Origin of the sequence: Aequorivita iocasae, assembly GCF_016757735.1 — a bacterium.
Lineage (GTDB): Bacteria > Bacteroidota > Bacteroidia > Flavobacteriales > Flavobacteriaceae > Aequorivita > Aequorivita iocasae.
In genome coordinates this window covers 409,657-427,082 of record NZ_CP068439.1, presented here as the reverse complement: position 1 = coordinate 427,082, position 17,426 = coordinate 409,657, and the positions used below count along the sequence as shown (strand labels likewise).

The window sequence follows — 17,426 nt, the reverse complement described above, 5'->3', positions numbered from 1 at the left end:
TTTAGAGATCTATGTTTGAGAATACATATTTCATTTCGGTTGCAATCTGCTGGCTGCGTTCTGCATATACTTCTTTTTGCTGGTGTGTGCCGTCAGAAATTTTAGGGTCTTCGTACATTATAGCAATCCGCTTTTCAGATCCTGCCACAAAGGGACAGCCTTCATCGGCTTGGGAACAGGTCATGATCGCAGCAAAATCTTTTGTGGGATTTGCCACGTCGTCATATTTTTTTGAAAAGGCAAGAATGGGAGCTTTTTCAGAAGCATATTTTATACTATAAACAGGGTTTTTGCTGTCGCCTTCTTTTGAAATCTCAAAGCCCGTGTTTTCCAAAGTCTCAATAATCATTGGGTAAACAGCAGTAGCTTCCGTCCCGCCGGAATAGCACTGTATATTTGGAATTTTAAAATATTCCGCCGTGGTCTTCGCCCAAAGCTGCGCCAAATGGCTCCTGCGGGAATTGTGTGTGCAAATAAAGTTTAATTGGATAGCTTTTTTCTCCTGCTCTTTGGAATTTATATAAGCAATAAGGGGTTGCAGAATAGATTTTCTTTCCTCGGAAAGGCTTTCAGTTTCCAACTTCTCAATATATTCTTGGATTGGTGCCAATAATTTCATTTGCGATTGATTTTTTTAAATTCCAACTATTTTGCTGCGGCGTTCCAAAAGCACGTTGTCTTTCCACACCCCGTGGAGTTGCCCTACTTTTTCTTTATATCCCACTTCGCGAAAGCCGCATTTTAAATGCAATTTATGACTGGCTATATTTTCTCGAAATATTCCCGATTGCAAGGTCCAAATATTGTTGGCTTCGCTTATTTCAATTAGTTTTTTTAAAAGAAATTCGCCCACCCCTTTTCCTCTTGCACTGTCTGCAACATAGACACTTACTTCAGCTACACCTCCGTAAACACAGCGGCTGGAAACAGGCGAGAGTGCTGCCCAACCTAAAGGTATGTCTTCTTCCACTGCCAAAATTCTTCCGAAAGAGAGATGCCCGGCGTCCCACTTTTCCCAACTTGGGATGGTGGTTTCAAAAGTTGCTGTACCCGTTTGTAAACCTTCGCCGTAAATTCTAGCGACTTCGGGATAGTTCTTTTCTGAAATTTCAATCAGTTTCATATTAGCAACAATTGCCATCGGGCGAGCAACAGGGTTCATCAGTTATTTCCGCTAATTGCCGTTTGGGTTTTGCAGCAGGAACTCCGCATTTTTCTTTAGCGAGGCAATCGGTTTGCTTTGTGGTTAGCAAAAAGTTTTTTCCGTCAAAGTCAAGTCTAAATTTGCCTATTGTTTCGGCTTGATATTCAACCTCAATTTCCAAATCCTCAAGACCAAGTATTTTTTCTGAAAGTTCAATGATATGTAGAAGTTTTTCCGGATGTAAACGGTGGTTGTAATCATCGCCATTCCAAAGCTGGAAATTGGCCACTTCCTCGTGGCGCACCGTGCCGCCGCAATCTATAAAGTGTTTTGTGATCTTGCCCACTTCGGTAACGTGGAAATGTGTGGGTACCAACTCGCCATTGGGAAGCATAAAAGTGATTTGCTCCAAAGAGTCTAAATGATTTTTTATTTCTGAAAGTTTCATAGTATGTGTTTTTAAAAAATTAGCAACAGTTTGTTTTATTTTCTAAATCTTGATTTAAAAATTGGTTCATCACCGTTTTCATTGCGGTCCAATTTTCCGGATGAATGCAGTAACAAATACTGGTTCCTTCGATATTTCCTTTTATCAATCCCAGATTTTTCAACTCCTTTAAATGCTGTGAAATTGTGGGTTGGGCTAGGCCAATTTCTTCTACTAAATCGCCACAAATGCAGGCATTTATCTTGAATAGATGCTGAAGAATAGCTACTCTGGCAGGATGCCCAAAGGCTTTTGCGAACGTTGCCACTTGGTTTTGCTGATCGGTAAATATTTCAGTTTTAGTAATTCCCATAGTCGTTATATTAATTCATTGCAATATTACGATTAAATAATTATAGTGCAATGGAATTTCAATAAAAAAGAATCTTTTTTTATTGCTTATTTTTTTAGGCTGTTTTTTTATAAATCCATTCCACGATAAAACAAAAGCAAATGATTGCCATGGAAATGGTGACGCCCAAAAGATTTGAGGTGGATTTCTGAATAATTAGAACAATAAAGGCAATGGCAGAAAAAATGGCTCCTAGCAAGCTTATGGTTTTGCTGGCATTTATCTTTTTTGCTTTGCGAAAACCCACATAATTTACAACTGCAAAAATAAGCAAGAAGCCAGCGCTGCCCGAGGTTGAAATACTTTCCAGATTGAGAAAGTTTGCAGTAAGCAGGGTAAGTATTACTGTAATTAGCAGACCGATTGGCTTATTCCAAAATTGGTCTGTAAACGAGTGTGGCAATTCATCATCTTCGGCGAGTTCATAACTTACGCGGCTCCCTCCGTATAGGCTTGCATTTATTGCCGAAAAGGTAGAAATCAATGCTGCAATCGTCATAATGGTAAACCCAATCTGCCCAATCATCGGTTTTGCGGCGGCTGCCAAAACATAATCCCTGGCGCTTGCAATTTTATCAAAACTTAACGAGCCAACGGTTACCAGGGCAATAAGAATATAGAGTAAAACAACAAAGCCCACGGAAATAAAATAGGCACGGCAAACATTTTTTTTTGGATTCTCCAAGTCCGGGACGGCATTGGCAATAAGTTCGAAACCTTCGTATGCCACGAAAATTACCATTCCGCCTGTAAGAAGTTGCAGCGGACTTTCCCAATGAATAGGGTTTAATTGCGAAACGTTTACATTTCCAAACAACCCATAAATACCTATACCTGTAAATGCAAGAAGTATAAAAAGTTTTACAAAAACGGCAAGGCTCTCTATTTCGCCAACTACTTTTAAACTGTAATAATTTATTACAGTAGCCAATAAAATAACCCCACTTACAAAAATGTGGGTATCTATTTCAGTGGAGCCAGTTACAGAGATTAGATTTGGAGCGTAAGATCCAAAGGCACTGGCATAAAGCGAAAGCATAATAATGTAGCTTATCCAGAGTACATTATTGATTCCTCCGCTAAAAATACCTCTTCCAAAACCTTCATTTACAAATCGTACCGTTCCGCCTCTGTCTGGAAATGACAACGATAATTTGGAATAACTGTAAGCCGTAAAAAGGGCAATAATTCCTGCCATAAGAAATGCCACGGGCGTACCGCCTTGCGCAAGGGAAACGGCCAAGCCCAAAACTGCAAAAATTCCCCCGCCAACCATGCCGCCTATGCCTATGGCTATTGCGTCTTTTAGTTTTATAGAGTCGGAGGATTCTTTCAAAGCTTTATTAATTTAATAGTTTTTCAAAACAAACGCTATTTTCTACTCCGGCATACTGCCCGTAATTATCAATAAATCTATAACCACTTTTTTTATAAAGCGAAATGGCTTCTGGCTGTTTGATGCCAGTTTCCAAAACACATCTTGAATTGCCCAATTCCATTGCCCAAATTTCCAGTTCTTTTAAAACTTCCACGGCAATTCCCTTCCCGCGTTGTTCTACTGGCACATACATCCGTTTAACCTCCATCACCTTTGGCTCAAATTGTTTTATCGCGCCGCAACCCACGGCCGTATTGTTTTCGTCATAAGCCACCACTGCATATTTTATGGAATCTATTTTATTGAATTGATCGTAAAACGGATGGTCATCGCCATCGCGGACGGCAAGATCTGCATCCAGCTGTTTTACCAGCATCATAAAGTCTTTGTTTGTGGAATCTGTGCGTACTATTTTCATTTAATTTGGTTTTTAGGGAAGTGAAGATACCAAAAACGTGCTGAATTACCATAAGGGAAATCCAACACGCTTACTAACTAACCAACACTTAGGAACGGTACGTTTCCTATTTAATAATTATTTTTTGGGAGGTGACTTGTACGTTATTGGTGATTTTCAAAATATAGGTTCCCGCATTTAAGTAACTAATATCCATTTTCAGGGAAACTGCATGGTTGTTTGTGTCTTCTTTTACTTTTCTAGCATTTAAATCAAAAATCTCAACTTTTGAGTTTAATTCATTTTTTGGGAAATTAACAACCAAAATATCCTCCGCAGGCAGGGGATAAATTACGTAGCCATATTTAATTTGAGTAGTTGTGCCCAACTGAATTCCATTGCCTTCAATCACCAAATATGTATTGTTTTCGTTAATATCCGTAAAAGTTTCCACGGCTCCCGATGGCCAATGGATTTGAATTTCATCAACATTTGAAGCATCGCCCAAACCGAAATGATTGGTATAGCTGTTTTGACTGCAGTACCCACTTGCGGCTTCTATTTGGCGAGTTTGCCAAACTTCGTTTCCGTTAATGGTAGCCCTAATCCGAACTTTAGCCCCAACAGCGGAGCCGTTTGAAGGGTTGCCAACGCAACGGATTTTTATCCAGTTATTCCCGCTTCCCGTATTTTTGAAAAGGGAATTGCTTTGGTTTTCATCGAGCGTATTTGCCAAAATTACATCTAACCAACCATCGTTGTTATAGTCGCCAAAGGCGCAGCCAAAAGTGTTTCCTTGGTGGTTTGCCAAACTACTGCTGTTGTCTTTTGAAAAGTTTCCGTTGCCATCGTTTATAAATAGGGAATTTGTTTCCTGCCCCGGAAAATATGCATTGCAAACCAATAAGTCCAAATCGCCGTCATTATCCACATCGGCAAAAGCGGAACCAAAAGAACTGCCGGTTTCAGCTGCAATTGCTGAGTTAATTTGTTCTACAAAAGTGCCATTTTCATTGATGAAGAGCTGGTTGTTCTGCCCGCCCCAATTGGCGACAAAAAGATCAAAATCGCCATCATTGTCCACATCTGCCCACGAACTGCCTGCGGAATTCTTTCCGCTTTGATTGATGGGAAGGTTGGTGATCTGTGTAAAATTATCGGGGCCATCATTTCTGAAAAGAGAATTGTTAGTATTGTTTTCATTCGCAACAAACAAATCGCTATCGCCATCGCCGTCGTAATCTATCCAGTTTATGGAGCGTGAGGCAAGCGTTTCACTGGTAATTGATAAACCTGTTACCGCTTCAAAAGAACCGTCGCCCTGATTTTCAAAATAAAGATTGCGGGTGGAAACAATGCTATTCGTGATGTACGCATCCAAAAACTGATCGTTGTTGAGGTCTATCCAATTCACCATTTCGGAATAAGTCAACGGAATTCCAATAGCGTTGCTGGGCTCATATTGAAAAGTGCCGTCCCCATTATTTCGATAAAAATAATTTTTCTTGCCCACCCCGTTTCTGCCGTAGGTTACAACCACAGCGTCGAGATCGCCATCATTGTCTACATCTGCAAAACTGGCGCCGTCTGAACGGTCGTTGTCCAAAACAATATCGTCCGCAGTTACGGTTGTGAAAGTATTATCGCCGTTGTTTATGTAAAGCATATTATTTTGCCCGGCAGTTGGCCCATTTGTGAAAAAAATATCATCCCACCCATCGCCATTTACATCAATAAAATTGGCACTTCGCGAAGCGGAGGGAGTTGTGGTAATAGCTTCAAAAGTGGTTTTCTCAAAAGATTGCGCCTCGGCTTTTTCGATAAAGGAAAGGGAAGCGGCAAGGCTGAATAAAAGTATTGATTTTGTCATATTATTGAATTTTAATTATTTACTGAGGCTGTCAACTTTCAAAGTGAAATTAAAGGGAACCTGCTTTAAGATTTACAGCAATGTTGTGAATGGAAAAATCTTGTTTTGAAGTGCCTAAAAATTGTTTTAAAAATTTGAGGTGTTTGCTGGTAGAATTGAAGTTATATAGTTTTCAGAAAGATGTGAACTACTTTATTATTGATTTGAAAGGCAGAAATCTGGTTGTGACTAGCTGTTATTTAGAGTTGGTAAAAAATAATTCTGCGCAAATAAATGATAGGTTTGCTACATTTACTTTCCAATTCCAAATACATGTCCTAATTCAATGAAAATAAGTTGCCTAATAATTGACGATGAACCCTTGGCCAGAAAGCGATTGCTCACTTTGGTAGCGGAAATGGATGCTTTACAATTGCTTGGCCAATGCAAAACCGGAAAAGAGGCTATTGAAAGTATCGAGGAATTACAGCCCGACCTTATTTTTTTGGACATACAGATGAAGGACATGAATGGTTTTGACGTTTTGAAAAAGCTTAAAACAAACAAAAAACCAAAAGTTATTTTCGTGACAGCTTTTGACACCTATGCCGTAAAAGCCTTTGATGCCTTTGCTTTGGATTATTTATTGAAACCCTTTAAAAAAGAGCGTTTTGAGCAAGCGGTAATTCGCGCCAAAGAACAATTTAAAAGTGAAACTAAAAATAGTTTGGAACAAAAATTCCAAGAGTTGTTGCAGTATATAGAAACAGAAAAATCGGAAAAGAGCAGTACGGCTCCAAAAAGCAAACTTCCTGTAAAAACAGGAAATACGGTGTCTTTTATTCCCTATTCGGAAATACAATACATTCTCGCCTCGGGCAGCTATGTGGAAATCTGTACAGCGGACAAAAAGCATGTACTTCGCGATTCACTACAAAATGTAATCAACGAAATGGAAAGCAGGCAAATGCTCCGCATTCACCGCTCAACTATAATCAATACAGCTTTTTTAGACAAAGTAATCCACTCAAATTTCGGCGAGATTGACGTGAAAATGAAAGATGGTTCACAATTCCGTGTAAGCAAAAGCTACCGAAAGGAATTTCAAAATAAGCTGGGAATTTAAAAAGATGCTGAAAAAGTACATCGACATACAGCTGCTAAAATACCTTGCTATTTTTTATACAATAGTGGTGGTGCTAGTACAATTCAAAAAAAGTTATTGGAAAGTGCAGGGCACAACCAGCTATGGGCCTTTAAGTTGGGGAGAATTGTTTAATTACGGCGTTTTTGTTGATTGGATTGTTGTGATAGTTTTTATGGCCTTCATCAGCTATCTCACCAAATTGATGTTTGAAAAATGGGGCGCAAGCGGATGGAAAAAAATAATTTGGGTGCATGTGTTCTTTTCATTTTTTATTGGCTACGTAATCTTTTTTGTAACTGCTGTTATAACTTTTTTGATAGGTAAAGCTTCCTTTGCCGAAGCCTCCCGATATATTTCCTTTAACCATTTTGTGGCTGTGGTGGAGGTGAATTTTCTGATATACTTCGCGATGATTGGAATAATCAATGTGTATTACTACATCAAAAAAGTGCGCAATATTGAAGTTCAAAAAGCACAGGTTGAAACCCATTTGGCGAACGCAAAACTCAATATGCTAAAGGCGCAGCTGCATCCGCATTTTATATTCAATACCCTCAATAGTATTTCAGCATTGGTGGAAATAGACAAAGAAAAAACACAAAACCTGATTGCTGATTTTGGCGATCTCTTCCGCGATATTCTGGAATTTAAGGATGAGAATTTAATTCCCCTTAAAAAGGAATTGGATATTCTCGATAAATACATTTCCATTATTTCGGTCAGGTTTTCAGACCATCTTTCCATAGAAAAAGATATTCAAAAAAACGTTGAGGACAAACTTGTGCCACATATGCTGTTGCAGCCAATGGTTGAAAACGCCTTGAAACACGGCTACGGATATAATTCTACGGAACTACATGTAATGCTGAAAATTTTCAAAAAGGAGAACTTTCTTTATATCGAAATTGAAAATAACGGTCAACCTTTAAAACAGTCTTTTGAAGAATTGCTTCAGCAGGGGACTGGGTTAAAAAATACGCAGGATAGATTGAAAACACTCTACGGAAATCGTGCGGAGTTGATAGTTGAAAACACTAAAGGTAATACGGCGGTTATCACTTTTATAAAAATTCCTTTAAAATAAAACCTTTTGTTTTAGAGCATAATTATATCCATAAACGCAGCCTACTTATTTTTTGATACTCCCCTGCAGAATGTTATCTTTGCAACTCTACAAAAGAAAGCAAGAATATGTTTGATAATTTAAGCGATAAGCTGGACAAAGCGTTGCACGTACTGAAAGGTCACGGCAGCATCACCGAGGTAAACGTAGCCGAAACTTTAAAGGAAGTACGCCGCGCCCTTTTGGACGCCGACGTTAACTTTAAAACCGCAAAAGAATTTACCAATACCGTAAAGGAAAAGGCACTGGGGCAAAACGTACTTACCACTTTGCAGCCCGGCCAATTGATGGTGAAGTTGGTAAAAGACGAACTTACCGAATTGATGGGTGGCGAAACTGCTGGAATCAATTTGAGTGGTGCGCCAACGGTTATTTTAATGTCTGGTCTGCAGGGTAGTGGTAAAACTACTTTTTCCGGAAAACTTGCGAATTACCTTAAAACAAAAAAAACAAAAAAACCACTTTTAGTAGCCTGTGATATTTACCGTCCGGCGGCGATTAACCAATTGCACGTTGTCGGTGACCAAATAGGCGTTGAGGTTTACAGCGAACCCGAAAATAAAAACCCGGTACAGATTGCACAAAACGCAATTGCACACGCAAAGCAAAATGGCTTTAATGTTGTAATTGTGGATACAGCTGGTCGTCTCGCCATAGACGAAGCGATGATGACCGAAATTGCAAATGTTCATAAAGCAATCAACCCCCAGGAAACCCTTTTTGTGGTGGACGCAATGACAGGGCAGGATGCAGTGAATACCGCAAAAGCTTTTAACGATCGGCTAAATTTTGATGGTGTCGTACTTACTAAACTGGATGGTGATACCCGCGGGGGTGCTGCCATTTCCATTAAAAGTGTTGTTGATAAACCTATTAAATTCATCGGTACCGGTGAAAAAATGGACGCCATTGATGTGTTTCACCCGGCCCGTATGGCCGACCGTATTTTGGGGATGGGAGACGTTGTTTCGCTTGTGGAACGTGCGCAGGAACAATTTGATGAAGAGGAAGCCAGAAAACTTCAAAAGAAAATTGCGAAAAACCAATTTGGTTTTGATGATTTCCTGAACCAAATACAGCAGGTTAAGAAAATGGGAAGTATGAAAGATTTGGTGGGAATGATTCCCGGCGCCGGAAAAGCCTTGAAAGATGTTGATATTGACGATGATGCTTTTAAAGGAATTGAGGCAATTATCCATTCAATGACTCCGAAGGAAAGAACAGAACCAGCAATTATAAACGGAAGCCGAAAAAAGCGAATTGCCAAGGGTAGCGGAACAAGCGTACAGCAAGTAAACCAGCTTTTAAAACAGTTTGACCAAATGAGCAAAATGATGAAGATGATGCAAGGTGGCGGCGGAAGAAAGATGATGCAGGCTATGGGGCGGATGCGTTAATCAAGTTCTCAGTCGCAGTTGTCAGCTTTGATTTTAAATAAATATGGATTTTAAAAAATTAATATCTTATCAAAAGTCGTTCGATTTGGCAATGGCGATCTATAATGTTTCAAAATCATTTCCAAAGGAAGAAAAATATTCATTAACAGACCAGATATGAAGGAGTTCGCGCTCTGTTTCTGCAAATATTGCTGAAGCATATCGGAAAAGAAAATATCCGCAACATTTCATTAGTAAACTGACAGATTTTGATGGCGAAAATTCAGAAACAAGTGTATGGTTAGATTATGCTTTTTCTTGTGAATATATAAATGAGAGTATTTATAAAGGATTGTCATAAGAGAATGTTGAAATAGGAAAACTAATCAATTATATGATAAATAATCCAGATAAGTTTGGCGTTGATAAAGAAGATAATTAATCAAAATTTTACCACTGAAAACTGCGACTGCGACTGAAAACTAATAAATATGACAATACTAGACGGGAAAAAAGTAAGTAACGACATAAAAAACGAAATCACTGCCGAGGTTGATAAAATGAAAGCGCGTGGTGAAAAAGTTCCACATTTAGCAGCTATTATTGTTGGAAATGATGGGGCTAGTCTTACATATGTTGGAAGCAAGGTTAAGGCATGCGAGCGGGTTGGTTTTGAGTCCACATTGGTTAAAATGCCTGATACTACCAGTGAATTAGAATTATTAAAAAAGATCAAAGAACTCAACGAAGACGACAATATTGATGGCTTCATCGTTCAGCTTCCCTTGCCTCCACAGATTGATACCCAAAAAGTATTGCTTACTGTAGATCCTTCAAAGGATGTAGATGGTTTTCATCCTGAAAACTTCGGAAAAATGGCTTTGGATATGAGCACCTTTATTCCCGCAACCCCTTTCGGGATTCTTGAATTACTGCAGCGTTATGACGTGGATACCAAAGGAAAACATACCGTAGTTATTGGAAGAAGCCATATTGTGGGGCGCCCGATGAGTATTTTGATGAGCCGTAAAGGATGGCCCGGAAATAGCACGGTAACACTTACGCACAGCAACACAAAAAACATTGCACAAATAACTACCCAAGCCGATATTATAATTTCAGCATTGGGAGTTCCCAATTTTTTAAAGGCCGAAATGGTAAAGGATGATGCGGTTATTATTGATGTGGGCATTACCAGAGTTGAAGATGCAAACCATCCCAAAGGTTACGTTATTACTGGCGATGTTGATTTTGAAAATGTAAGTAAAAAAGCCTCGTTCATAACGCCCGTTCCAGGTGGCGTGGGGCCTATGACCATAGCCATGCTCCTTAAAAACACCCTTCTGGCACGGGAACAACGCAGAGCTTAGGCGTTTTCACCATTTGCCAATCGCCAATCCAAATATTTATGCAGGTCGGTTTCTATCCATCCCATCCCGATGGAAAGTACTGCCAAATCATCAATATAACCTATTCCGGGGATGAAATCTGGAACCAAGTCTAAAGGATTGAAAATATACAATAGCACCACCACAATGGAAGCAATAGTAAACCATGGCACGTTTGGATAATTGCCTTTTTTAACGTCTTTCAACATTGCGAACATAATTTTTCCCAGCTCGGCATATTTTCTTAAAGGACTGGCGTTGCTCAGTTTTTGGGAAATGGCTTCTTCATTATCCATCACTAATTCAACATCTTCGTCCTTTATTTTTGTAACTTTTTCCGCTACAAAGTCATCATTTACTTTATTGTCCATCATGGAAATGTTGGAAGGTTGTTTTTCTTTCTTTTTTCTGAAAAGCATATATTTTTTTTATATCCTAAAAATACGCATTCAAACTGCCAATACTTTTAAAATTTTGTTATAAAAATTTAAAGTAACCTATAATTAGGGTGAATATAAAAAGGAGTATTATGAACCAATAAGGTTTTATAGCTGTGGGATCTTTTCCGAAGCATATCTTTGTAATAACGAACATGGTATTTCGGTTTTTGGCAATAAAATTATAGGCGTGATCGCTCAAAAAGGTGAACCATGCAGATTTTATATACCAAGTATGCCAACGTGAAGCTTCATCTTCAAAATAAGTAAAACTTCTATATGCAGAATCTGGGCCACTATACACCAACCCGTTGGGCTCAATAAGAAGGGAAGCTTTCTTGAATTCCTTTAAAGGAATGTCCTGAAATTGATCAGCTGCCTCCTGAAAAGCTTTGTAATTAATTCTATCTCCCGTTTTAGATTTCCATCGTGTTATCCAATAGTGGCAAAAGCCACAGTTGCCATCCCAGACCATCACAGGTTTTTCTGAAGGAGGGAAGGCGGTTTTTTCAATTTTGGAAAACATTCAGTATGAAGTTTTACAAATGTTCTTCATCAAGGGTGGTATCTTCTTTTCCATACTCTTTCCTATAAATACGTACTATAACCATAAAAAGGCTGATAAGCAATGGACCAAAAATTAGCCCGATAAAACCAAACAAGGGTACGCCTACAATAACACCAATAAGCGTTACAAGAGGGTGCACATTGTCCAATTTTTTAAGCACATACAGCCGAATTATATTATCTGTTGAACCCACAACCACAAAACCGTAAATAAGAATTCCCCAAGCCTGAAAACTGTGCCCTGTTGAAAGTGTGAGTACAAAAACGGGAAGAATACCCACGAGTGTTCCAACGAAAGGGATCATACTGCCAATGGTGACAATAACAAACCAAAAGAAGGGGTCTTCAATTCCAAAAATTAAAAAACCAATCAGTGCTACAATTCCTTGAGCAACCGCCACTAAGGGAATACCCAGTGCATTTGAGCGAACCATGGCTTGAACCTCAACCCCAATCTCCTTTAAATTTCCTCGATGCATTGGGATATATTCTTTTAACGAATCTCTTAAATCGTTTCGGTTTATAAACATGTAATAAAGCATGAAGTACATTAACCCAATAGCAATAAATGCATTGAAAGTTCCTCCTGCCAAATTCTGAAGGTTGTCTGAAAGCCAGCCAGTAATAGCCGAAGGGTCTATTTGTGATGTAAGATCGTAGCCAACTGTATCTTCAATTTTTGCAAGTTGTTCTTTAAGGGCTTTTATAACTGCTGCAGAATTCTGGACGGCATCCCCAATTTTGTTGGTAAGCATTAAGATAATTCCAGCAATGGGAATAAGAATTCCCACAAACGAAAGGAACATTAATAATGCTGCCGCAAGCGAAGGGTTCCATTTTTTTGTGTTTACTAATTTTGCCATCCATTTCCGCATTAAAACGTAAATGGTCACAGCTCCCAAAACTCCGGTTAAATAGGGAAGAAGTTCCCTAAAAATAAGACTGCCCATCAGTAAAATGAGCAAGATGACGAATATTTGTCGGATTATTTGTGCAGGAATGTGTTTGGTCATTTGGCGAATAGTTGTGTAATATCTGCAAATGCTTTAAATTCCAAGGCGTTGCCTGCTGGATCTTTAAAAAACATGGTTGCTTGTTCTCCCACTTGTCCTTCAAAGCGAATATATGGTTCAATGATGAAGGTAATGTTTTTTTGGATTAGTTTTTCAGAAAATTCCTTAAAGGTCTGCATATCCAGTACAACGCCAAAATGGGGAATTGGCACAGCTTTGCCATCTACAGCATTCACGGCTTCTTTATCTCCCGTGTTTTTCTCTTTTAAATGGATAACAAGCTGATGGCCAAAAAAGTCAAAATCTACCCAATGGTCACTGCTGCGCCCTTCTGAAAGCTCAAGTACATCTCTGTAAAATAGCCTGCACTTTTCCAGATTATCAACTGGAATGGCAAGATGGAAGGGTTGTAGGGTAGTGCCCATCAATTATTGCGTAATGCGTGGATCAATTCTTTTTTGTTCATCTTTGAACGGCCCTCAATACCTACATTTTTTGCCTGATCGTATAACTCATCTTTGGTCCACTCTTCATAGGGTTTTGAGCTTCCTCCTTTCTTTCCTGAGTTGGATGTGTTTGCGATTCGGGCCGATTTTTCCTTACTATAACCTTTATCGCGAAGGGCTTCGTATTGATCTTCGTTTTTAATTCTAGGATTTGGCATAACAATTTGTTTTAAATGAAAAACCCTCTGTGAAACAAAGGGCTTTTGCAGTTACTATTTAATTTTGATCAGTATCTTTTCTGTTTTTGAGTAAACCGATGCCTGCAAAAAAGAAAACTATTCCAAGTATTCCCATGGCCCAAGGACTTATGCCTACTTCCATGCTTCCGAATACTCCAAGTATTCCCATTACGAGGCCTATTCCGCCGGCAATGGTTAAAATAAAACCTAAAATCTTAATCATAATTAATTGAATTTGATGGTTAATTGGATTAAAATTAAAGGAAAAGCTTCATTCCATAATGAACCTTAACAAAATCTTTACAGCATTAAATTATTCGGGAGCAACGTCCCAGCCAATCATAAAGTATTTAATAGGAGCATTGTCGGGAATCTGGCTGGCTTCAACCTCAAGGTCCATATTGTAGCGAAGCTCTTCAGGAAGGCTTTTTTTGTCAATAGTTAAATAAACATCAGTTTCCTTCAGAAAGATTACTACCGAATTTATCGTGGTTTCAATATTATCAATGGTATAATTGGCCTTTACGTCTTTAAAAGTGCTTGCAGTTGTAAGACCCTTTTCAGTTTTATAGCGCGAATCGAAAACTTGTACATTGGTTATGGTTGAATTTGGATCGTTTTCATTATCGGGCGATAACAATAGAAGTTTTTTACCACCTTTTTCATAAATTTCAACTTCTCCTTGCGTTTCCAAAGAGTTGGGTGATGAATTTATTTTTACAATAGAATCTTCCGCAAAAATGGAATCTATTTGCTTTATTTTTATCTCCTTGTTTAAGTTCCCAATAGAACCGTTTTTAATCAGAAAAGGATCGCTATCCTTTCCACATTGAACAAAAGCAAGTGAAACTATTCCAATTATTAAAAGTGTCTTTTTCATTTATTTTTTAGTTATTTTAAATTATAATTTTTTCTGAATTACTTCATCAATTTTCCCAAAATACCCAAAACACTGCGTATTACAGTCGGGCTGGAAAGTGTTTTTATCCAAGGGTTAGAAGTGCTTCTTCGACGGGAGGAACTTCTGCTCGGGGTGCTTTTTCGTGCTGCTTCTTTTTCTTTTTGGGCTTTTTCCTTTGCTTCTTCCTTGTTGGCGATTTCAATTTTTTCCGTCAACATTTCATAAGCGCTTTCACGGTCTATGACTTCATTGTATTTTGGTATTAACTTCGAAGTTTTCAATAAATTTTTTAATTCGTCATCCGTCAAAACATCCATGCGGCTCATGGGCGCTCGCAGCATAGTGCGGGCCAGGGGTGTGGGAATTCCCTTTTCGTTTAAAGCACTTACCAATGCTTCGCCAATTCCCAAAGCTGTCAAGACTTCATCGGTTTTATAATATTCTGAAAGGGGATAGTTCTCGGCAGTCAATTTGATAGCTTTTCTGTCTTTTGCCGTAAAGGCTCGAAGGGCATGTTGTATTTTCAATCCCAATTGGCTTAAAACTGCATCCGGTACGTCGGTTGGGTTTTGGGTTACGAAATAAAGTCCCACCCCTTTGGAACGTATCAATTTTACAATGCTTTCAATCTGATTGAGCAAAGCGCTACTGGCTTCATTAAAAATTAAATGTGCCTCATCTATAAAAATTACCAACTCAGGTCTGCCGCTATCGCCCTGTTCGGGGAAGGTTGCGTAAATTTCTGCCAAAAGGCTTAACATAAAAGTTGAAAAGAGCTTGGGCCTGTCTTGGATATCCGTTAAGCGGATAATGTTGATGTAGCCTCTTCCGTTTTCATCAATGCGAAGCAAATCGTCAGTATCAAAGGATTTTTCGCCAAAAAACAAATCGGCTCCCTGCTGCTCCAATTCCACAACTTTCCGAAGGATTGCCCCCGTAGATGATGAAGAAATTCGACCATATTCTTCCGCAAATTCGTCTTTGCCTTCCTCGGTAGTGTATTGCAATATTTTTTTGAAATCCTTTAAATCTAGCAGCGGCATTTTGTTGTCGTCGCAATATTTAAATATCACCGAGACGATACCTGCCTGCACATCGCTCAAATCAAGGATTCGAGAGAGCAGTACAGGGCCAAATTCACTTACAGTGGCACGAAGACGAACACCTTCCTGATCTGAAAGAGAGAGAATTTCAGCTGGAAACTTTTTAGCTTCGTAAGAAAAACCGATAGCAGCGTGGCGTTCCTCAATTTTGGCATTAGTTGTACCGGGCTCGGCTATTCCGCTGAGGTCACCTTTAATGTCCATCAAAAGTACGGGAATCCCTTTTTCAGAAAGGTTTTCAGCAATAATTTGAAGCGTTTTGGTTTTTCCGGTCCCTGTGGCACCCGCAATCAAGCCGTGACGGTTTAATGTTTTTAATGGAACTTTGACATAAGCGTCCTTTACAGTTTCGCCATTAAGCATCGCTGCACCGAGATTTATAAAATCTCCCTTGGTTGTGTATCCGTTATTGATATAGTCAAAAAAAGCCTGCTTATCTGCCATCTTTTAAATTTTATTCAAAAGTAACAAATTATAAGGCATTAACGTTTGCGAAAATATATTTTCGAGATGATAAAATTTATCTACGATTTCTTTTCAATATATACATTGGAAGAACCTGCATTGCGCATTGTTACAGCGCCAGAAGATGCACCCTGCGAACCAGTGATTCTCACAACATCATTTGCATTGAGCTGTAAAACTTCGGTAAAATTAATGGAAGATTCATTATGGGAACCCATAGACCGTATATACCCTGTAGAGCCATAGGTGCCCACAGCGGTTCCATTCACTGTAATACGTATTTCCGGTGAGGCGCGCTGTACTGTGGAAGTAATAGCAATATTAACATTTACACTGTAGCGACCCGCTTGTATAATGGTAACTTGGTTTCCTGAAACTACATACAGGCTGTTATTATCATTCCAGTTTAAGGTTCCAAAAAGTGGTACGTTAACAGCCGTTGCAGGATTGACATTCGTTGTAATGTCTGTATTTGAATATTTAAAAGATTGTCCCACGTTTGAAGTTGCCAGCGTATTCCAAACGGGGGCAGCGGGCGTCCCGATGTTGTATTGATATTGATTTGTGGTACTGTTATAGAGTGTTAATCCTGTTGCCGGAGAAACAATCGCATTTCTTTGGGCCGTGATCATTCGTGGTAAGAGTATGCCTTGGGTTGTTGAAGAAATTTCTAAAATTGAAGATGCATCTGGACCGGTAGTCCCGATACCAACTTGAGAAAATCCATTATAGGAAATTGCGAGTACAAAAAGTAACGCCCAGTGTAGTTTTTTTGAAGTCATTTTGTAGGGATAAATTTTTCAATGCAATATTTTGGGTGAACTTATTATTATTTACGAAAAAATCCCTCCCTTGGATTTATCTATTTTCTAAATTTTCGATTAGCGGTCTAGATTGGTGGTTAAAATACCACAACGCCTTTTTCAAAAAATACAATTAAAGTTTAAAATGCACCATAGTCTTTTCTACCTTTGCCCCTTATGAAAAAAGAAATGCAGCAATTAGTGGATAAAGGAGTAATGCTTCCCTTGATGGAAGAGTTTTATACTATACAAGGTGAGGGATTCCATAAAGGTACAGCTGCCTATTTTATTCGGGTGGGTGGCTGTGATGTAGGTTGCCATTGGTGCGATGTAAAGGAAAGTTGGAATGCGGAACTGCACCCCCCAACTGCTATTGAAGCAATTGTTGGAAACGCTGCAAAATATTCAAAAACAATTGTTATTACCGGAGGCGAACCGCTTACTTGGGATATGGGCCCCTTGACTGAAATGTTGAAAGCAAAGGGAATGCAGACCCATATTGAAACTTCTGGTGCTTATAAACTGACGGGAATTTGGGATTGGATTTGCCTTTCGCCAAAAAAAATGAAACTTCCCACTGAGGAAGTTTATAAGGTTGCAAACGAATTGAAAGTAATTGTTTTCAACAACGATGATTTCCGTTTTGCGGAAGAACAAGCTGCCAAAGTAGGCCCAGATTGTATTCTTTATTTGCAGCCAGAATGGAGCAAACGTGAAAAGATGAGTCCGCTAATTGTGGATTACGTGATGCAAAACCCAAAATGGAAGGTTTCGCTACAAACCCATAAATATTTAAATATCCCTTAAATAA

General features: G+C 39.0%; 21 protein-coding genes and 1 pseudogene. 6 read left to right on the top strand and 16 right to left on the bottom strand.

Annotation, left to right across the window (positions count from 1 at the left end):
• Nucleotide 1 precedes the first annotated feature (1 nt).
• The 7 genes from JK629_RS02055 to JK629_RS02025 all read right to left on the bottom strand — a co-directional run bounded on the left by JK629_RS02055 (nucleotide 2) and on the right by JK629_RS02025 (nucleotide 5,628).
• Nucleotides 2–619, bottom strand: a complete 618-nt coding sequence (locus JK629_RS02055; protein ID WP_202336984.1) for a low molecular weight phosphatase family protein — start codon at nucleotides 617–619, stop codon at nucleotides 2–4.
• Nucleotides 620–634: 15 nt separating this feature from the next.
• Entirely contained in the window at nucleotides 635–1,123 is a 489-nt protein-coding gene (locus tag JK629_RS02050; RefSeq protein ID WP_202336983.1) for a GNAT family N-acetyltransferase, read from the bottom strand.
• Between the two features lies 1 nt (nucleotide 1,124).
• The gene (locus tag JK629_RS02045) at nucleotides 1,125–1,592 is read right to left on the bottom strand and encodes a DUF6428 family protein (protein WP_202336982.1); all 468 of its coding nucleotides are present in this window, start codon (nucleotides 1,590–1,592) and stop codon (nucleotides 1,125–1,127) included.
• 19 nt (nucleotides 1,593–1,611) lie between these two features.
• The gene (locus JK629_RS02040) at nucleotides 1,612–1,944 is read right to left on the bottom strand and encodes an ArsR/SmtB family transcription factor (protein ID WP_202336981.1); all 333 of its coding nucleotides are present in this window, start codon (nucleotides 1,942–1,944) and stop codon (nucleotides 1,612–1,614) included.
• Between the two features lie 94 nt (nucleotides 1,945–2,038).
• On the bottom strand, nucleotides 2,039–3,319 hold the full coding sequence (locus JK629_RS02035; RefSeq protein ID WP_225626087.1) for an APC family permease: 1,281 nt from the start codon (nucleotides 3,317–3,319) through the stop codon (nucleotides 2,039–2,041).
• Between the two features lie 7 nt (nucleotides 3,320–3,326).
• Complete coding sequence (locus tag JK629_RS02030; RefSeq protein WP_202336980.1) at nucleotides 3,327–3,779, bottom strand: GNAT family N-acetyltransferase; 453 nt, start codon at nucleotides 3,777–3,779, stop codon at nucleotides 3,327–3,329.
• A gap of 106 nt (nucleotides 3,780–3,885) precedes the next feature.
• Nucleotides 3,886–5,628, bottom strand: coding sequence for an FG-GAP-like repeat-containing protein (locus JK629_RS02025; protein WP_202336979.1), 1,743 nt, complete (start codon nucleotides 5,626–5,628; stop codon nucleotides 3,886–3,888).
• A gap of 325 nt (nucleotides 5,629–5,953) precedes the next feature.
• Between JK629_RS02025 and JK629_RS02020 the strand changes: the two genes are divergently transcribed.
• The 5 genes and pseudogenes from JK629_RS02020 to JK629_RS02000 all read left to right on the top strand — a co-directional run bounded on the left by JK629_RS02020 (nucleotide 5,954) and on the right by JK629_RS02000 (nucleotide 10,623).
• A complete protein-coding gene (locus JK629_RS02020; protein WP_202336978.1) occupies nucleotides 5,954–6,733 on the top strand; it encodes a LytR/AlgR family response regulator transcription factor in 780 nt (259 codons plus the stop codon).
• Nucleotides 6,734–6,737: 4 nt separating this feature from the next.
• Nucleotides 6,738–7,838 (top strand): sensor histidine kinase, encoded by a 1,101-nt coding sequence (locus JK629_RS02015; protein WP_202336977.1) that lies wholly within the window; start codon nucleotides 6,738–6,740, stop codon nucleotides 7,836–7,838.
• 107 nt (nucleotides 7,839–7,945) lie between these two features.
• Entirely contained in the window at nucleotides 7,946–9,274 is a 1,329-nt protein-coding gene (gene ffh, locus JK629_RS02010; RefSeq protein ID WP_202336976.1) for a signal recognition particle protein, read from the top strand.
• Between the two features lie 43 nt (nucleotides 9,275–9,317).
• Nucleotides 9,318–9,695: pseudogene (locus JK629_RS02005) on the top strand (four helix bundle protein).
• 49 nt (nucleotides 9,696–9,744) lie between these two features.
• On the top strand, nucleotides 9,745–10,623 hold the full coding sequence (locus JK629_RS02000; RefSeq protein WP_202336975.1) for a bifunctional 5,10-methylenetetrahydrofolate dehydrogenase/5,10-methenyltetrahydrofolate cyclohydrolase: 879 nt from the start codon (nucleotides 9,745–9,747) through the stop codon (nucleotides 10,621–10,623).
• Here JK629_RS02000 and JK629_RS01995 read toward each other — a convergent pair.
• From JK629_RS01995 to JK629_RS01955, 9 genes are all read right to left on the bottom strand, one after another.
• Entirely contained in the window at nucleotides 10,620–11,060 is a 441-nt protein-coding gene (locus JK629_RS01995; protein ID WP_202336974.1) for a YkvA family protein, read from the bottom strand. The two genes, JK629_RS02000 and JK629_RS01995, sit on opposite strands and share 4 nt — an antisense overlap.
• Nucleotides 11,061–11,118: 58 nt before the next feature.
• Entirely contained in the window at nucleotides 11,119–11,604 is a 486-nt protein-coding gene (locus tag JK629_RS01990; RefSeq protein ID WP_202336973.1) for a thiol-disulfide oxidoreductase DCC family protein, read from the bottom strand.
• Nucleotides 11,605–11,617: 13 nt separating this feature from the next.
• Complete coding sequence (locus JK629_RS01985) at nucleotides 11,618–12,658, bottom strand: AI-2E family transporter (RefSeq protein WP_202336972.1); 1,041 nt, start codon at nucleotides 12,656–12,658, stop codon at nucleotides 11,618–11,620.
• On the bottom strand, nucleotides 12,655–13,083 hold the full coding sequence (locus tag JK629_RS01980; protein ID WP_202336971.1) for a VOC family protein: 429 nt from the start codon (nucleotides 13,081–13,083) through the stop codon (nucleotides 12,655–12,657). The genes JK629_RS01985 and JK629_RS01980 overlap by 4 nt, the downstream gene beginning before the upstream one ends.
• Nucleotides 13,083–13,322 (bottom strand): DUF7218 family protein, encoded by a 240-nt coding sequence (locus JK629_RS01975; RefSeq protein ID WP_202336970.1) that lies wholly within the window; start codon nucleotides 13,320–13,322, stop codon nucleotides 13,083–13,085. Before JK629_RS01975 ends, JK629_RS01980 begins: the two co-directional genes overlap by 1 nt.
• Before the next feature lie 58 nt (nucleotides 13,323–13,380).
• Complete coding sequence (locus JK629_RS01970) at nucleotides 13,381–13,566, bottom strand: hypothetical protein (protein ID WP_202336969.1); 186 nt, start codon at nucleotides 13,564–13,566, stop codon at nucleotides 13,381–13,383.
• A gap of 90 nt (nucleotides 13,567–13,656) precedes the next feature.
• Nucleotides 13,657–14,223 (bottom strand): hypothetical protein, encoded by a 567-nt coding sequence (locus tag JK629_RS01965; protein ID WP_202336968.1) that lies wholly within the window; start codon nucleotides 14,221–14,223, stop codon nucleotides 13,657–13,659.
• Between the two features lie 38 nt (nucleotides 14,224–14,261).
• On the bottom strand, nucleotides 14,262–15,791 hold the full coding sequence (locus tag JK629_RS01960; protein WP_202336967.1) for a helicase HerA-like domain-containing protein: 1,530 nt from the start codon (nucleotides 15,789–15,791) through the stop codon (nucleotides 14,262–14,264).
• Between the two features lie 80 nt (nucleotides 15,792–15,871).
• Nucleotides 15,872–16,594, bottom strand: coding sequence for a hypothetical protein (locus JK629_RS01955; RefSeq protein WP_202336966.1), 723 nt, complete (start codon nucleotides 16,592–16,594; stop codon nucleotides 15,872–15,874).
• Between the two features lie 198 nt (nucleotides 16,595–16,792).
• Here JK629_RS01955 and JK629_RS01950 point away from each other — a divergent pair, with 198 nt between their 5' ends.
• Nucleotides 16,793–17,422, top strand: coding sequence for a 7-carboxy-7-deazaguanine synthase QueE (locus JK629_RS01950; RefSeq protein WP_202336965.1), 630 nt, complete (start codon nucleotides 16,793–16,795; stop codon nucleotides 17,420–17,422).
• Nucleotides 17,423–17,426 lie beyond the last annotated feature (4 nt).

Excerpts from the sequence above, each read along its gene's own strand:
- JK629_RS02055 (WP_202336984.1), bottom strand. The coding sequence starts at position 619 with ATGAAATTATTGGCACCAATCCAAGAATATATTGAGAAGTTGGAAACT.
- JK629_RS02050 (WP_202336983.1), bottom strand. The coding sequence starts at position 1,123 with ATGAAACTGATTGAAATTTCAGAAAAGAACTATCCCGAAGTCGCTAGA.
- JK629_RS02045 (WP_202336982.1), bottom strand. The coding sequence starts at position 1,592 with ATGAAACTTTCAGAAATAAAAAATCATTTAGACTCTTTGGAGCAAATC.
- JK629_RS02040 (WP_202336981.1), bottom strand. The coding sequence starts at position 1,944 with ATGGGAATTACTAAAACTGAAATATTTACCGATCAGCAAAACCAAGTG.
- JK629_RS02030 (WP_202336980.1), bottom strand. The coding sequence starts at position 3,779 with ATGAAAATAGTACGCACAGATTCCACAAACAAAGACTTTATGATGCTG.
- JK629_RS02025 (WP_202336979.1), bottom strand. The coding sequence starts at position 5,628 with ATGACAAAATCAATACTTTTATTCAGCCTTGCCGCTTCCCTTTCCTTT.
- JK629_RS02020 (WP_202336978.1), top strand. The coding sequence starts at position 5,954 with ATGAAAATAAGTTGCCTAATAATTGACGATGAACCCTTGGCCAGAAAG.
- JK629_RS02015 (WP_202336977.1), top strand. The coding sequence starts at position 6,738 with ATGCTGAAAAAGTACATCGACATACAGCTGCTAAAATACCTTGCTATT.
- ffh (WP_202336976.1), top strand. The coding sequence starts at position 7,946 with ATGTTTGATAATTTAAGCGATAAGCTGGACAAAGCGTTGCACGTACTG.
- JK629_RS02000 (WP_202336975.1), top strand. The coding sequence starts at position 9,745 with ATGACAATACTAGACGGGAAAAAAGTAAGTAACGACATAAAAAACGAA.
- JK629_RS01995 (WP_202336974.1), bottom strand. The coding sequence starts at position 11,060 with ATGCTTTTCAGAAAAAAGAAAGAAAAACAACCTTCCAACATTTCCATG.
- JK629_RS01990 (WP_202336973.1), bottom strand. The coding sequence starts at position 11,604 with ATGTTTTCCAAAATTGAAAAAACCGCCTTCCCTCCTTCAGAAAAACCT.
- JK629_RS01985 (WP_202336972.1), bottom strand. The coding sequence starts at position 12,658 with ATGACCAAACACATTCCTGCACAAATAATCCGACAAATATTCGTCATC.
- JK629_RS01980 (WP_202336971.1), bottom strand. The coding sequence starts at position 13,083 with ATGGGCACTACCCTACAACCCTTCCATCTTGCCATTCCAGTTGATAAT.
- JK629_RS01975 (WP_202336970.1), bottom strand. The coding sequence starts at position 13,322 with ATGCCAAATCCTAGAATTAAAAACGAAGATCAATACGAAGCCCTTCGC.
- JK629_RS01970 (WP_202336969.1), bottom strand. The coding sequence starts at position 13,566 with ATGATTAAGATTTTAGGTTTTATTTTAACCATTGCCGGCGGAATAGGC.
- JK629_RS01965 (WP_202336968.1), bottom strand. The coding sequence starts at position 14,223 with ATGAAAAAGACACTTTTAATAATTGGAATAGTTTCACTTGCTTTTGTT.
- JK629_RS01960 (WP_202336967.1), bottom strand. The coding sequence starts at position 15,791 with ATGGCAGATAAGCAGGCTTTTTTTGACTATATCAATAACGGATACACA.
- JK629_RS01955 (WP_202336966.1), bottom strand. The coding sequence starts at position 16,594 with ATGACTTCAAAAAAACTACACTGGGCGTTACTTTTTGTACTCGCAATT.
- JK629_RS01950 (WP_202336965.1), top strand. The coding sequence starts at position 16,793 with ATGAAAAAAGAAATGCAGCAATTAGTGGATAAAGGAGTAATGCTTCCC.